This window comes from Promicromonospora sp. NPDC110617 (genome assembly GCF_055598465.1).
Window position 1 is genome coordinate 1170601 of record NZ_JBVKBM010000001.1, and the last position, 14196, is coordinate 1184796.

Here is a 14196-nt window from a genome sequence, read left to right on the forward strand (position 1 = left end):
CTGCGCCTACCTCAGCACGGTCAGCGGAAGACGACCGTGCGGCGGCCGTCCAGCAGCACGCGGCGCTCCGCGTGCCAGCGGACGGCGCGGGCCAGGGTGCGGCGCTCGACGTCCTCGCCGATGCCCACCAGGTCCTCGACCGTGCGGGAGTGGTCCACGCGCTCGACGTCCTGCTCGATGATCGGGCCCTCGTCGAGGTCGCCCGTCACGTAGTGCGACGTGGCGCCGATGATCTTGACGCCGCGGTCGTGCGCCTGCCGGTAGGGCCCCGCGCCCTTGAACGACGGCAGGAACGAGTGGTGGATGTTGATGACCTGCCCGCTGAGGTCGCGGCACAGCTCGTCGGACAGGATCTGCATGTACCGGGCCAGCACCACGAGCTCGGCGTCGGTCTGCTTGACCAGGCCGCGCAGCGTCGCCTCCGCCTCGGCCTTGGTGTCCTTGGTGACGGGCACGTGGTGGAACGGCTTGCCGTAGAAGGCCGCGATGTCCTCCAGGTCGCGGTGGTTGCCCACCACGCCGACCACGTCGATCGGCATGCGCTGCGACCGCTCCCGGTACAGCAGGTCCACGAGGCAGTGCGCGGCCTTGGAGACCATGACGAGCGTGCGGATGCGCCGGCCCACGACGTCGAGCGTCCACGTCATCTGGAACCGGCCCGCCACCTGCGTCATCGCGGCGGTGAGCTCCTCGCGCGACGCGGCCGACTCGACCTGCACGCGCATGAAGAAGAGGCCGGACGCCGGGTCGCCGAACTGCTGCGACTCCGTGATGTTGCCCCCGTGCTCCGCGAGCATGCCGGCCACCGCGTGCACGATTCCCGGCTGGTCCGGGCAGGACAGGGTCAGGATCCAGTGGGTGGCAGCGGTCGCGTCGTTCACGCGGTCAGGCTAACCCGGCGCGGCGACCGGCGGGATCTCGTCCCGCGAGAGCTCGCGGCGCATCACCCAGCGCCGTCGGCCGCCGCTCACCCCGCCCGTCTCGGCCGCCCGCTCGAAGCCCGCCGCCTCGAACATGTGCACCGTGCCGACGTACCCGCTGATCACGTCGACCCGCTCCGCACCGACGTCGACCGGGTAGCCCTCGACCACCTCGGCCCCGTGGGCACGCGCGTGCTCGACGGCCCCGGCCAGGAGGTGGTGCATGAGCCCTCGCTTCCGGTACCCCGCGCGGACCACGAAGCACACCGCCACCCAGGCGTCCCGGTCGTCGACGAAGGGAATGGTGCGGGTGTTCATCAGCCGCCGGTAGGTGGACCGGGGCGCGACCGAGCACCAGCCCGCGACGACGTCGTCCACGTACACCAGGACGCCCGGGCCGGGCTCGGTGGCGCACTCGTCCCGCATGTAGCCGGGGCGGTCCTCCTGCGCCACCCTGCTGTCCCGGTAGGCCATGCACCAGCAGCCCTTGCCACCCGGCTTCTTGACGCCCACCACCTCGTAGAAGTCGTCGTACCGCCCGACGGCGGGCCGCACCTCGATGCGCTCCATGACCCGAACCTACGCCGGGTCACCGACACGCCGGACCGGACCGTGGTCGCCGTCGACCCGGGCGCGTCACCTCTGCCACCATGGACCCATGAGCAACTCCACCACGACGATCGCCCTGGTCGAGGACGACCATGCGGGCGAGCTCCTCACGCTGCGCCGCGCCGCGTTCGTCACCGAGGCCCAGCTGTACGACGACCCGAACATCCCCCCGCTGACCCAGACGCTCGCCGAGCTGCGCGAGGACCTGGCGCGGGACGACGTGGTGACGATCGGCGCGTGGGAGGGCCACCGGATGATCGGCTCGGTCCGCGTCGAGATCGAGGGCGAGAAGGCGACCCTCGGCCGCCTCGCCGTGGCCCCGGACAAGCAGGCCCGCGGCATCGGCACCGAGATGCTGTTCGCCGTGCTCCCGTACCTGCCGGAGCAGACCACGGAGATCTGGGTCTTCACCGGCAAGGACTCCAAGCAGAACCTCGCGCTGTACACCAAGCACGGGTACGAGGAGCAGTACGACAAGGCCGCGGGCGACCTGACCTACACCTACCTGCGCCGGGTGCTCGGCGCCGCGGGCGCGCAGCCGGTGTCGCAGGAGAAGTAGCTCAGAAGCCCCAGGCATGGAAGGACTCGATCTCCATCCACGCGTCGAACCGCGGGTTCTCGCGGTTCGGGTAGGGCTTGCCGCCGTAGTGGACGGAGAGCCGGTCGATGCCGGCCAGGCCCTCGTCGGGCGTGATCGTCACGCGGCCCTGGAGGCTGACGTGCCGGTACCAGTTCTCGGCGTCCAGCACCGTGAGGGACACGCGCGGGTCCGCCCGCAGGTGGTCCAGGCGCTTGCGCGTGCCGTCGAGGTTCAGCAGCACCCGGCCGTCCTCGTACAGGTACCAGGTGGCCACCGACACGGGCGCGCCGTCGGGCCGGACGGTCGCCATGACCGCGTGGTTCGGGCGTTCGAGGACCTTCGCGATGTGCTCCGGGACCGGGGGCTTGGTCACTTCGTGCTCCTTCGACGTCGGGCGTTCGCCGCAGCCAATCAGGTATCGCGGCCCAGGCCAAGTGCGTCCGGCGACCGGAGCGGCTCCGGCGGGTGCGGGGCCGGGACGCGGCGCAGCGTGCGGAGCGCCGTGCGCTCGGTCCCCGGGGCGCCGTCGAGCACGTCGAACCGGTCCAGCGCCAGCTCCGCCGCGAAGTGCGTCGCGACGACGCCGAGCCCGGCGAACCCCGCCACGTGCTGCACGCGGCCGCCCGCGGCCTGGCCGAGGAACGGGCCGGACCCGTGGGGGGTGCCGGCGGCGCCGCCCCACCGGTGCGTGAGGCGGACGCCCTCGAGCTGGGGGAACGTCGTCAGGAGATGCTCGGCGAGGCGCCGGGAGGTCGCGGGCCGGTTCTCGGAGGCACGCCGCATGCGTCCGCCGGGGTGGTGGACGGCGTCGTGCCCGCCGAACACGATCCGGTCGTCGGCGGTGAGCCGGTAGCGGTGGGGCCGGCGCGCCAGGTCCCGCAGCCCCTGCCGGCCGCGCCAGCCGATGGCGCCCAGCAGCTCGGCGGACAGCGGCTCCGTCGCGATCGCGTACTCGTACACCGGCACGGTGTGCCGGCGGTAGCGCCGCAGCAGGGACGGGAACGCGCCCGTCCCGAGCACCACGCGGTCCGCGCGCACGGCGGCCTCGCCCGCGGGCGAGGTGGTGCGCAGGACGACGTCGCCGCCCGTGCCCCGGCCCGGTGGCACCAGCCGGGTCACCCGCGTGTGCTCGAAGACCTCGACGCCGAGCGCGCTCGCCGCCCGCGCCAGCTCGGCGGCCAGCCGCGCGGGGTGTGTGAGCACGACGTCGTCGGGGCGGACCAGGCCGGCCTCGTAGGTGGGGCTGGCGATCTCGGCGCGCACCTTGGCCCGGTCGAGGAAGGTGTGCGGCGCGCCGACCCGGGCAGCGGAGGCAGCTGCCTCCTGCAGCCGGTCGATGTGGTGCGGCTCCACGGCCAGGTCGACCACGCCGGTGCGCTCCCACGGGCAGTCCAGGCCGAGCCCGGCCACGGCGGACCCGACGGCCGCCAGGTTCTCCTGGCCGAGCCGGGTCAGCGCGGCGCGCTCGTCGGCGTCGGGCCGCCCACCGCACGTGAGCCGGGTTCCGCAGAACCCGGCGTCGCGGCTGGACGCGGCCCAGCCGACCGACCTGCCCTCGATCAGCACCACGCGCGCGCCGGGGTGCCGCTGCCTGGCCCGCAGCGCCGCCCACAGCCCGGCGTACCCGGCGCCGACCACGGCGACGTCGGCCCGCACCGGGGCCGACAGCGCGGGGTAGGCGACGGGCCGGCCCAGGTCGTCCTGCCACAAGACCGCTTGACGTGTCGTGGCCAGGGCATGGTCGACGACAGACCTGGCCGGAACGTTACGCTCGAAGACGGTCTGCCGCCGGTGCCCCATGCCGCAAATCTAGCCAATGTCCGATGAATGCTGGTTTCGGCCAGGTGAGAGGTGGATGACGCCGCAGGTGAGCGGTCAGCCGGCGAGGCAGACCGTCTCGAAGCTGCGGGTCGCGTCGTACCCGAGCTCGAGCTTGTCCTGGGTGCCCTCGGGGCACTCCATCCCGCTGACGATGAGGGCGGTGACCTTGCGCGCGCCGTCCGACGAGCAGGCGAGCTCGCTCCCGCTGCCGTCCACGCAGTCGCCGCTCACGAGCTGGCCGCCGCCCTTGCCGGGGTCCCCGGGGTGGTCGTCGGCCAGGTTGCGCGCGCACACCGCCTGCGTCTCGCCACCGGCCTGGCCGTCCTTCTGGAAGACGACGTCGGTGCCGGCCGGGCAGTGCAGCTGCGCCAACGACACCGCGTCCTGGATCTCGAGGATCGAGACCGTGGCCTCGGGGTCGTCGCACTGCAGGGGGCGGTAGGTGTCGGCCCCGTCCGGCCCCGAGGGTGACGGGTTCGGGCCGGCGCACGCGTCGACCGCCCACGCGGCGGCGGCGTCCTCCGTGCCGTCGGGCCCGAAGAAGTGGATGCCCACGGCCACGATCACGCCGGCGGCGACGAGGAAGGCGACGACGGACCAGATCCAGTCCCGCCGCATGCCGCCCTTGCGCCGGCCGCGCCCGTTGTCGTCCCCGCCGCTCCCGCCGGGCGGCAGGCCCGGGCCGGGTGGCTGGGTGCGGCCGGGCGGCTGGGCCTGGCCCGGCGGCAGCGGCGTCGCGCCGGACCGGGCCGGGAACTGACCGGTCCGCGGCTGGAACTGGCTCGAGCGCTGGACCGGCTGGAACTGGCCGGAGCGCTGGACCTGTTCGAACTGGCCGGTGTGCCGGCCCGGCTGGGACTGGCGGCGGCGCGGGTCTGGCTGGTGTTCCGGAACACCTGCGTCCGGTGACACGGGGGAGGGCATGGCGGCACAGTAGCGACGTCGGGGTGAATCGCAAAAGGGTCTCAGGTACTTTCGCTGCAATCCTGCGGTTCCTGGTGCGCGGCCTTGTGCGCGCCGGGGGCGTGGCGGACGCGCGGCGGTCGCACGGCGGGCGCGTGTCGGGCGCTCGCCGCGCGCGTGCCGGGCGCGCGGGACGGGCTCCTGTCGCCGCTGCTACGATCTTCGGGTCGCGACTGGCGTCAGGTGGATCACCACCGGGGAGCGACGAGTCATGCCGACGACGGGTCGTTCGCCTGGGCCCTGGGTCACCTTGTGAGAGGTGCACGCCCGGGCCAGTCGTGTCACGGCGCGTGTGCCCTCCACCGCCGTCCGACCATTCCCCGTCCCGCATGAATCGAGGAGCCATGAGCGCATCGACCCCCGACCCGCTCGCCACCCCGCTCGCCGAGCTCGACCCCGAGATCGCCGCCGTCCTGGACGGAGAGCTGGCCCGCCAGCGTGACACGCTCGAGATGATCGCGTCCGAGAACTTCGTGCCGCGCGCCGTCCTGGAGGCCCAGGGCTCGGTCCTGACCAACAAGTACGCCGAGGGCTACCCGGGCCGCCGCTACTACGGCGGCTGCGAGCAGGTGGACATCGCCGAGAACCTCGCGATCGCCCGGGCCAAGGACCTGTTCGGCGCCGAGCACGCCAACGTCCAGCCGCACTCCGGCGCCCAGGCCAACGCCGCGGTGCTGCACGCCCTGATCAACGCGGGCGACAAGATCCTCGGCCTCGAGCTGGCCCACGGCGGCCACCTCACGCACGGCATGCGGATCAACTTCAGCGGCAAGCTGTACGACGTCGGCGCCTACGGCGTGGACCCGCAGTCCTACCGCATCGAGATGGACGAGGTCCGCAAGAAGGCGTTGGAGCACCGCCCCGACGTCATCATCGCCGGCTGGTCGGCCTACCCGCGCCACCTCGACTTCGCCGCGTTCCGCGAGGTCGCGGACGAGGTCGGCGCCAAGCTCTGGGTCGACATGGCGCACTTCGCCGGGCTCGTCGCGGCGGGGCTGCACCCGTCCCCGGTGCCGCACGCCGACGTCGTCTCCTCGACCGTGCACAAGACGATCGGCGGGCCGCGCTCCGGCTTCATCCTCTCCAAGGAGGAGTACGCCAAGAAGATCGACTCCGCGGTGTTCCCGGGCCAGCAGGGCGGACCTCTCATGCACGTGATCGCCGCCAAGGCGGTCTCGTTCAAGGTCGCGGCGACCGAGTCGTTCAAGGACCGCCAGGAGCGCACGCTGCGCGGCGCGTCGATCATCGCCGAGCGCCTCTCGCAGCCCGACGTCGCCGCGGCCGGCGCGTCCGTGCTGACCGGCGGCACCGACGTGCACCTGGTGCTCGTCGACCTGCGCAACTCGCAGCTCGACGGGCAGCAGGCGGAGGACCTCCTGCACGACGCCGGGATCACCGTGAACCGCAACGCCGTCCCGTTCGACCCGCGCCCCCCGCGCGTCACGTCCGGCCTGCGGATCGGCACGCCGGCGCTCGCCACCCGCGGATTCGGCGACACCGAGTTCACCGAGGTCGCCGACATCATCGCGACGGCCCTGAAGGACGGCGCCGCGACCGACGTCGACGCCCTCTCGGCGCGGGTCGAGAAGCTGACCGCCGCGTTCCCGCTCTACCCGGGGCTCTGAGCCGATGACCGCACAGATCCTGGACGGGAAGGCCACGGCGGCCGCCATCAAGGCGGAGCTCAAGGACCGCGTCACGGCGCTGCGCGAGCGCGGCGTCGTGCCGGGGCTCGGCACGCTGCTGGTCGGCGAGGACCCCGGCTCGCAGTGGTACGTGGCGGGCAAGCACCGCGACTGCGCCGAGGTCGGCATAGCGTCGATCCGGGAGGACCTCCCGGAGACCGCGACACAGGAGGAGATCGAGGCCGCGGTACGGCGGCTGAACGAGGACCCGGCCTGCACCGGGTACATCGTCCAGCTCCCGCTGCCGAAGGGCATCGACACCAACCGCGTGCTGGAGCTCGTCGACCCCGACAAGGACGCCGACGGCCTGCACCCCACCAACCTGGGGCGCCTGGTGCTCCGGGTCAACGAGGACGTCACGTCCTCGCTGCCCTGCACGCCGCGCGGCATCATCGAGCTGGTGGAGCGGCACGGCATCAAGCTCGCCGGCAAGGAGATCGTGGTGCTGGGCCGCGGCGTCACCGTGGGCCGCCCGATCGGCCTGCTGCTCACGCGGCGCGCCGTCAACGCGACGGTCACCCTGACGCACACCGGCACGCAGGACCTCCCCGCCCTGGTCCGGCGGGCGGACGTCGTCGTGGCCGCCGCGGGCGTCAAGGGCATCGTGTCCGGCGACATGGTCAAGCCGGGCGCCGTGCTGATCGACGTCGGCGTCTCGCGCGAGACCGACCCGGAGACGGGCAAGTCGCGGGTCGTCGGCGACGTCTCGCCCGAGGCCGCCGAGATCGCGGGCTGGGTGTCGCCCAACCCGGGCGGCGTCGGTCCGATGACGCGGGCGATGCTGCTGGCGAACGTGGTGGAGTCGGCGGAGCGCTCGCTGGCGTGACGCTCGTCTGACCTAGCCCGATCTGGGCTGCGACGCCGGCCCGATCTGGCCGCCGAACGTAGGAATGGTCGCCGCAAGAGCTCTCTTGCGGCGACCATTCCTACGTTCGGCGCCGCTCCTCTGACGCGCGCCGCTCCTCTGACCGGCGCCGGAGGGTCGCGACGGCCGAAAACCGCCAGACCGGGCGGGCCGGGCGAGGGGACGCTGAGGTCATGCACAGGACCCTCGACCTCAAGGTCAAGTACTTCGGCACGCCCGTCGTGCTCCTCTCGACGCGGAACCCCGACGGTTCCGCCAACCTCGCACCCATGTCGTCCGCCTGGTGGCTCGGCGACCACTGCGCACTGGGCCTCGGCGACTCCGCCCAGACCTCGGCAAACCTCCGGCGCGAGGGCGAGTGCGTCCTGAACCTGGTGCCGTCCGGCCTGGTCGACGCCGTGGACCGGCTGGCGCTCACCACCGGCAGGCCGGACGTGCCGCCGCGCAAGACGGCGATGGGGTACGAGTTCGTCCCGGACAAGTTCGCGCGGGCCGGCCTGAGCGGGCAGCCGTCCGAGCTGGTCCGGCCGCCGCGAGTCGCGGAGTGCCCGGTCCAGCTCGAGTGCTCCGTCGAGCGGGAGTCCCCGCTGGGTACGTCCGGTTCCGGGGCCACCGTGTTCCACGTCCGTGTGCTGCGCAGTCATGTCGCCGAGGAGCTCGTCCTGCCGGGCACCCACCACGTCGACCCGGTGGGCTGGGACCCGCTGATCATGAAGTTCTGCGAGTTCTTCGGCGCTGGATCAGCGATCCGGCCGTCCCGTCTCGCCGAGGCGTGGGAGATGCCGCACGGCGGGGTGCTGACGCACTGACCCTGGTCTCGCCCGATGAGTTGCGCGGCGCCGCGGCGTCTTAAGAGTTGATGACGGGGCCGACGGCGCCCCCGAGCGACTCAGGAGGACATCATGGTGACCGTGCGGACCCATCTCTGGTTCGGGAACAACAAGGCCGGCGAGGCCGCCGCGTTCTACGCCGAGCACATCCCGGGCTCGTCGGTCGAGCGCGTGATCAAGGCTCCGGAGAACGCTCCGGGTGCCGAGGCCGGCACGGACTTCGTCGTGGAGTTCACGGTGGCCGGCCAGCCCGTGATCGGGCTGAACGCGGGGCCGCACCGCACCCTCGACGAGGCGTTCTCGTTCTACCTGTCCGTCGAGGGCCAGGAGGAGGTCGACCACTACTGGGACATCCTGACGGCCGACGGCGGCGAGCCCGGGGCGTGCGGCTGGTGCACGGACAAGTTCGGCGTGTCCTGGCAGGTCATCCCCAAGGAGCTCGAGCGGCTCAGCGGCTCGTACGCGACGCCGGCCGAGATCGCCACGATGAACGCGATGCTGACGATGGGCAAGATCGACGTCGCGGCCCTGCAGGCGGCGCACGACGGCGCCTGACCTGACCGTGATCGGGGCGTGTCAGGGGCTCCGGCTAGGCTTCCCCGGTGCCCCTGATCGTCGCCACCGCCAATGTCAACGGGATCCGTGCCGCCGTCCGCCGCGGCATCGAGTCCTGGATCGCCACCCGCACCCCGGACGTGCTGCTGCTGCAAGAGGTGCGCGCGCCCGACAAGCTCGTCCGTGAGGTGCTCGACGGCTGGCACGTCGCGCACGCGGAGAGCGAGGTCAAGGGTCGCGCCGGGGTGCTCGTCGCGTCCCGGCTGCCGCTCGGCGACGTCCGCACGGGGCTCGCGGCCCACGGGCCCGACGGCGCCGCGGAGACCGGCGCCGACACCGGCCGCTGGGTGGAGGCCGACGTGCGCCTGCCAGACGGCGGCACGCTCACGGCGGTCTCCGCCTACCTGCACTCCGGGTCCACCACCCCGGGCCAGGAGCACACGATGGTGGCCAAGTACGCCTACCTGGAGAAGGTGACGGCGCGTCTCGCCGAGCTCTCCGCGGCGGAGGTGCCGGCCGTCGTGGCGGGCGACCTCAACATCGCCCACCAGAACGTGGACATCAAGAACTGGAAGGGCAACCAGAAGAGCGCGGGCTTCCTCCCCGAGGAGCGCGCGTACGTGACGCGCTGGCTCGACGAGCACCGGTGGACGGACCTGGGCCGCTCCCACGCGGGCGACGGCCCCGGCCCGTACACCTGGTGGTCGTGGCGCGGCGCCGCGTTCGACAACGACTCCGGCTGGCGCATCGACTACCAGCTCGCCAACCCGGCCCTCGCGGGCGCCTGCCGCAAGGTCGAGGTCGACCGGGCGCCCACCTACGCGGAGCGCTGGAGCGACCACGCCCCGGTCGTGGCGACCTACGAGCTCTGACTGTTCCGCCGGGTCGGCGCGGCCTCAGTACCGGATCGCGTCGATCACCTTGACCCGCACCGCGTAGATCGCCGGGATCAGGCCCGCCAGGGCGCCGATCCCGACGGCGCACGCCATGCCGACCAGGGCCGCGTCGAACGGGAAGCCCGGCAGGTCGTCGAGCGGTCGGCCGAAGATGCGGTCGATCGGGATGTTCTTGATCACCGCCACCGCGATCACCACGCCGACCACGCCCGCCACGGTCGTGGCGACCACCGACTCCATGAGGACGCCGAAGAACACGCGTCCGCTGGTGGCCCCGAAGGACCGTCGGATGCCGATCTCCCGGATTCGGTACCGCACGGTGACCAGCGCGATGTTGAGCAGCCCGAGCCCGCCCAGGAGCAGCGCGAACCCGCCGACCCCGAGCACCAGGTACTGCAGCACGCGGTCGATCACCACCGCGTCGGCCATCGGCTGCTGCACGTCGAACGGGACGCCCGCCGCCGCCAGGTCGCGGGGCAGCACCTCGGCGAACTGGTCGGCGAGCTCCGGCGGCACCCAGAACCGGTAGCTGTCGGCCATCACCCGGTCGGGGAACCAGCGCACCGCCTGGTCGAACAGCATCATGGCGCGCGGCCCCTCGTCGTTCCACTGCACGGGCACCACGCCGATCACGGTCGCGGCCACGGGGGACTCGCCCTCGAGCACCACCTTCGGGTGCGTGGCCACGGGGGCGCCGTCGGCGTAGGCGTCCAGGAAGGCCTGGTTCACCACGAGCACGGGGGCCAGCCGCTCGGCGTCGGACTCGGTGAACCACCGGCCGGCCTCGAGGTCCTGCCGGGTGATGATCCCGCTGTCGACGTCGACGGCCGACCACTCGACGTAGGTTCCGGCCTCGCCGCCGCGCACCGCGAGGTCGGTGGTCGCCCGCACGGAGTGGTACGAGATCTTGTGCCGCTCGGCCACGGCGTCGACGAGCGCGTCAACCTCGGCAGCCGTCATCCCGGCCTCGGCCGGCCCCATCGACCAGCCCTCCAGCGTGGTGTCGCGGCCCGACATGCGCTCGTTCTGCTCCTGCATGGCCTGGCCGAACATCGTCACGGCGGCGGTGATGCCGGTGATCGCGGTGACGGCGCAGGCGACGCCGATCAGCGCGAGGAGCACACGGACCCGGTGGATCCGCAGCTCGTCCCAGGCCTCGACGATCGCGCCCACGACCCCGGTCATGCGGGAAGTCCGGCGGACTCGGGCGCGGACAGGGGCGCCGTCTCGGCCACGGCCGCGGGCGCGTCGAGGTGGATGGGCACCAGCACGCCGTCGGCCAGCCGGAACTGGCGGTCGGCGCGGGCGGCGATCGCCAGGTCGTGGGTGATGGTCACCAGCGCGGACCCGGTGTCGCTCGCGGCGTCGTCCAGGAGCGTCATGATCGCCTGGCCGGTCTCGACGTCGAGCGCCCCCGTGGGCTCGTCGGCGAGGATGACGCGCGGCCCGCGCACGAGCGCGCGGGCGATGGCGACCCGCTGCTGCTCGCCGCCCGAGAGCTTCTCGGGCCGGGTGTCGAGGCGTTCGCCGAGGCCGACCCGTTCGAGGGACCGCGTGGCCAGCTTGGTGCGGTTCCAGAACTGCTTGCCGCGCGCGTACAGGAGGGGCGCGGCGACGTTCTCGAGCGCCGTCCGGCCCTGCAGCAGGTTGAACTGCTGGAACACGAAGCCGAAGTCGTCGCCCCGGCGGCGGGCCAGCGCCCGGCTGCGCAGGCGGCCGACGGGCTCGCCCTCCAGGAGGTACTCGCCGGACGTGGGCGAGTCGAGCAGGCCCAGGATGTTCAGCAGGGTGGACTTGCCGGTGCCGGAGCGGCCGACGATCGCCACGTGCTCCCCGGGGCCGACCGTCAGGTCCACCCCGCGGAGGATCTCCAGCGTGCTCCCGTCCGGGAGCTCGACGTGCCGGGTCACGCCCTGCAGGTCGACGAGCGGGGTGCCGGTCATCCGAAGCACTCCTCCTCGAACGCCACCATGACGTCCCCGTCGCCCGTCATCGCCGCCTCGTCGTACGCGGCGGTGTCGTCGCAGTCGACGCCGCCCTCCGTGCCGTCGTCGACGGGCGTGAACTCCAGGATCTGCTCGCCGGCCTTCAGGCCCTTGGTGACCTCGACCTGCAGCCCGTCGGTCAGCCCCAGGGTCACGTCGCGGGGCTCGGGCTCGGCGCCCTCCTCCTTGACGGTCCACACGCGGCCGGTCTGGGAGGTGCCGAGCACCGCGCTGATCGGGACCACGACGACGTCCTTGGCGTTCCCATTGGTGATCTCGATCTCGGCACCGAGGCCGGAGAACGCCTTGATCTTGGGCGGGATGGAGCAGTGGACGGCGCCGGTGGCCGCCTCGGGCGCGCCCGCCGCCTCCTCGCCGCCGGTCGCGCCCGCGCCGCCGGGCGCCTCGCCGATCGTCAGACCCGTGCACGTGAACGGTGCCGGCCCGCCCTTGAGCGTCACCTGCGCGGAGCCCTTGGCGCCGACCAGCCGGTACTGCTGGTCGGCGGTCAGCGTGCCCGTGACCGAGAGGGTGCCGGGCGAGATCGTGCCGATGACCTCGCCCACGGCGACCGCCTGGTCCTTCAGCGCCGTGATGTCGACGGTGCCGGAGACCGGCGCGAGGGCCGAGGTCCAGGTGACCTTGGGATCCTGCTCGGTGACGGTCTCCTCGCCGGACTCCTCGTCGACCTCGACCACGGGCTCGACGGGCTCCTCGCTCTTGATCCACAGCATGCGGGTGCCCTTGTCGACCTTGGCGTCGTCGACCTGGATCTCGGCGATGACGCCGTTGGCGGTGGCCTTGATCTCGACCGGCGGGTCGGTCACCACGGACGCCGGCACCGTGACCGCGTTGGTCACGGAGCCCTTCTCGACGGGGATCACGGCCTCGGTGATCTCACCCGTGGGCTGCAGCGCGTCCGGCGGGTCGAGCTCGGCGCCCTTGAGCGCCAGGACCACGAGCGCGGCGGCGATCACGGCCCAGATGATGATCCGGGCGGTGGGGAAGACGTACTGGCGGACAGCACCCACGGGGGCTCCTCGCGGCGGGGACAGGGCAGCCCGGTGGACATTAGTCCAGGTACCAGCCGAAAGGGGATGAAAGTACGGGGTGAAGCCAAGCCTTTGCGTGCGAGGGCCCCGCACCTGACGGTACGGGGCCCTCGTGGTGCTGCTGTGCTCAGGCGGCAGGGGCCGACGGCGGCGCCAGCAGGAACACCGGGGCCGTCAGGTCGGCGTCGGCGAACGCGTCCGCGACCGCCTGGGCGACCGTGTCGACGTCGGACAGGCGGACCAGTGCGATGGCGCTGCCGCCGAACCCGCCGCCCGTCATGCGCGCGCCGAGCGCGCCGGCCGCCATGGCGGAGTCGACGACGAGGTCGAGCTCGCGGCAGGAGACCTCGTAGTCGTCGCGCAGCGAGACGTGCGAGGCGACCATGAACGGGCCGACGTCGGCCGCGCGGCCCTCACGGACCAGGTCGGCGAACCGCGCGGTGCGGTCGATCTCGGACACCACGTGGCGCACCCGGCGGCGCAGCACGCCGTCGGGGTCGTGGGGCTCGAGGGCGGCCAGCGCCTTGTCGATGCCCATGCCGCCGAGCGTCGGCGCGATCTCGCGCAGCGAGCCCAGGCCCAGCAGCTCCGCGGCCTGCTCGCACGAGGCGCGGCGGGCGCCGTACTCGCCGTCGACGTGCGAGTGCTCCGCCTTGGTGTCGACCACCAGGAGCGTGAGCCCGGCGGTCTCGAGGTCGAACGGCACGGGCACGCCCGACTCCAGCGGCTTCAGGCCCGGCCGGAAGTCGAGCAGGAGGGCGTAGCCCTCGCGGCAGCGCAGCGACGCCGACTGGTCGAGCCCGCCCGTCGGGGCACCGGCGATCTCGTTCTCCGCGCGGCGGGTGGCGTCGACCAGCTCGGCGCGCCCGGCGTCCGACGCCGTGAGGCCGAGGCCCGCCACGGCGTCGAGGGCCACGGCGACGGCGGCCTCCAGGGCCGCCGAGGAGCTCAGGCCGGCGCCGAACGGCACGCACGAGTCGACGGCGGCGTCGAACCCGCCGACCTTGTGGCCGGCCTCGGCCAGGGCCCAGGCGACACCGGCGACGTAGGAGCCCCAGCCCTGCAGGGCGCCGGGCGCGACGTCGGACAGGCGGGCCTCCCAGACGCCCTCGGCCTGCGCCGACACCAGGCGGACCAGGTCGTCCTCGCGCGGCCGCAGCGCGATGTAGGTGCGGTGCGGCAGCGCCGTGGGGAGGCACAGCCCGGCGTTGTAGTCGGTGTGCTCGCCGATGAGGTTGACCCGCCCGGGGGCGGACCAGACGCCCTCGGGGGAGCCGTCGAACGAACGGGTGAAGAGCTCGTCGACCCGGTGTGCGCCGTCCTCGGCGGTCCAGGCCTCGAGCCAGTTGATGGTGGTCACGTACCCGATTATTGCCCTCTCTGCGCGCAGGGCCGACCGCCGGTCAGGCAGCGAGACCGGCGCGCTCGCCATCGG

Annotated in this window: 15 protein-coding genes and 1 riboswitch; of the genes, 6 read left to right on the forward strand and 9 right to left on the reverse strand. The window is 73.1% G+C overall.

All coding sequences use genetic code 11. The features are described from left to right. Window positions 1–20 precede the first annotated feature (20 nt). Entirely contained in the window at window positions 21–881 is an 861-nt protein-coding gene (purU, locus tag ACZ7LE_RS05025; protein WP_470402220.1) for a formyltetrahydrofolate deformylase, read from the reverse strand. A 9-nt stretch (window positions 882–890) separates the two neighbouring features. After that, window positions 891–1490, reverse strand: a complete 600-nt coding sequence (locus ACZ7LE_RS05030; protein ID WP_470402221.1) for a GNAT family N-acetyltransferase — start codon at window positions 1488–1490, stop codon at window positions 891–893. Window positions 1491–1578: 88 nt separating this feature from the next. On the opposite strand from ACZ7LE_RS05030, the gene ACZ7LE_RS05035 reads away from it, so the two are divergent. Continuing rightward, window positions 1579–2088 carry a GNAT family N-acetyltransferase gene (locus ACZ7LE_RS05035; protein WP_470402222.1) on the forward strand — a complete coding sequence of 170 codons (510 nt, stop codon included), beginning with the start codon at window positions 1579–1581 and terminating at the stop codon, window positions 2086–2088. A gap of 1 nt (window position 2089) precedes the next feature. Here ACZ7LE_RS05035 and ACZ7LE_RS05040 read toward each other — a convergent pair whose 3' ends face one another. The 3 genes from ACZ7LE_RS05040 to ACZ7LE_RS05050 form a co-directional block, all read right to left on the reverse strand. Then, window positions 2090–2482 carry a PPOX class F420-dependent oxidoreductase gene (locus tag ACZ7LE_RS05040; RefSeq protein ID WP_470402223.1) on the reverse strand — a complete coding sequence of 131 codons (393 nt, stop codon included), beginning with the start codon at window positions 2480–2482 and terminating at the stop codon, window positions 2090–2092. Between the two features lie 38 nt (window positions 2483–2520). Next, window positions 2521–3819, reverse strand: coding sequence for an NAD(P)/FAD-dependent oxidoreductase (locus ACZ7LE_RS05045; protein WP_470402224.1), 1299 nt, complete (start codon window positions 3817–3819; stop codon window positions 2521–2523). A 165-nt stretch (window positions 3820–3984) separates the two neighbouring features. Next, window positions 3985–4854, reverse strand: a complete 870-nt coding sequence (locus ACZ7LE_RS05050; RefSeq protein ID WP_470402225.1) for a hypothetical protein — start codon at window positions 4852–4854, stop codon at window positions 3985–3987. 198 nt (window positions 4855–5052) lie between these two features. After that, window positions 5053–5139: riboswitch (ZMP/ZTP riboswitch) on the forward strand. Window positions 5140–5237: 98 nt separating this feature from the next. Here ACZ7LE_RS05050 and glyA point away from each other — a divergent pair. From glyA to ACZ7LE_RS05075, 5 genes are all read left to right on the forward strand, one after another. Further along, entirely contained in the window at window positions 5238–6518 is a 1281-nt protein-coding gene (gene glyA, locus ACZ7LE_RS05055) for a serine hydroxymethyltransferase (protein WP_470402226.1), read from the forward strand. Between the two features lie 4 nt (window positions 6519–6522). Then, window positions 6523–7404, forward strand: coding sequence for a bifunctional methylenetetrahydrofolate dehydrogenase/methenyltetrahydrofolate cyclohydrolase (locus ACZ7LE_RS05060; protein WP_470402227.1), 882 nt, complete (start codon window positions 6523–6525; stop codon window positions 7402–7404). Between the two features lie 212 nt (window positions 7405–7616). Then, on the forward strand, window positions 7617–8252 hold the full coding sequence (locus tag ACZ7LE_RS05065; protein WP_470402228.1) for a flavin reductase family protein: 636 nt from the start codon (window positions 7617–7619) through the stop codon (window positions 8250–8252). A 93-nt stretch (window positions 8253–8345) separates the two neighbouring features. After that, window positions 8346–8828: a VOC family protein gene (locus ACZ7LE_RS05070; protein ID WP_470402229.1), complete on the forward strand. Its 483-nt coding sequence runs from the start codon at window positions 8346–8348 to the stop codon at window positions 8826–8828. A 47-nt stretch (window positions 8829–8875) separates the two neighbouring features. Continuing rightward, entirely contained in the window at window positions 8876–9700 is an 825-nt protein-coding gene (locus ACZ7LE_RS05075) for an exodeoxyribonuclease III (RefSeq protein WP_470402230.1), read from the forward strand. 24 nt (window positions 9701–9724) lie between these two features. Here the strand turns inward: ACZ7LE_RS05075 and ACZ7LE_RS05080 are convergent, their stop codons facing one another. From ACZ7LE_RS05080 to galK, 4 genes are all read right to left on the reverse strand, one after another. Continuing rightward, window positions 9725–10909: an ABC transporter permease gene (locus ACZ7LE_RS05080; RefSeq protein WP_470402231.1), complete on the reverse strand. Its 1185-nt coding sequence runs from the start codon at window positions 10907–10909 to the stop codon at window positions 9725–9727. Next, window positions 10906–11667, reverse strand: coding sequence for an ABC transporter ATP-binding protein (locus ACZ7LE_RS05085; RefSeq protein WP_470402232.1), 762 nt, complete (start codon window positions 11665–11667; stop codon window positions 10906–10908). The genes ACZ7LE_RS05080 and ACZ7LE_RS05085 overlap by 4 nt, the downstream gene beginning before the upstream one ends. Beyond that, window positions 11664–12740 (reverse strand): permuted SH3 domain-containing protein, encoded by a 1077-nt coding sequence (locus tag ACZ7LE_RS05090; protein WP_470402233.1) that lies wholly within the window; start codon window positions 12738–12740, stop codon window positions 11664–11666. Before ACZ7LE_RS05090 ends, ACZ7LE_RS05085 begins: the two co-directional genes overlap by 4 nt. A 148-nt stretch (window positions 12741–12888) precedes the next feature. Next, on the reverse strand, window positions 12889–14121 hold the full coding sequence (gene galK / locus ACZ7LE_RS05095) for a galactokinase (RefSeq protein WP_470402234.1): 1233 nt from the start codon (window positions 14119–14121) through the stop codon (window positions 12889–12891). Window positions 14122–14196: the final 75 nt, after the last annotated feature.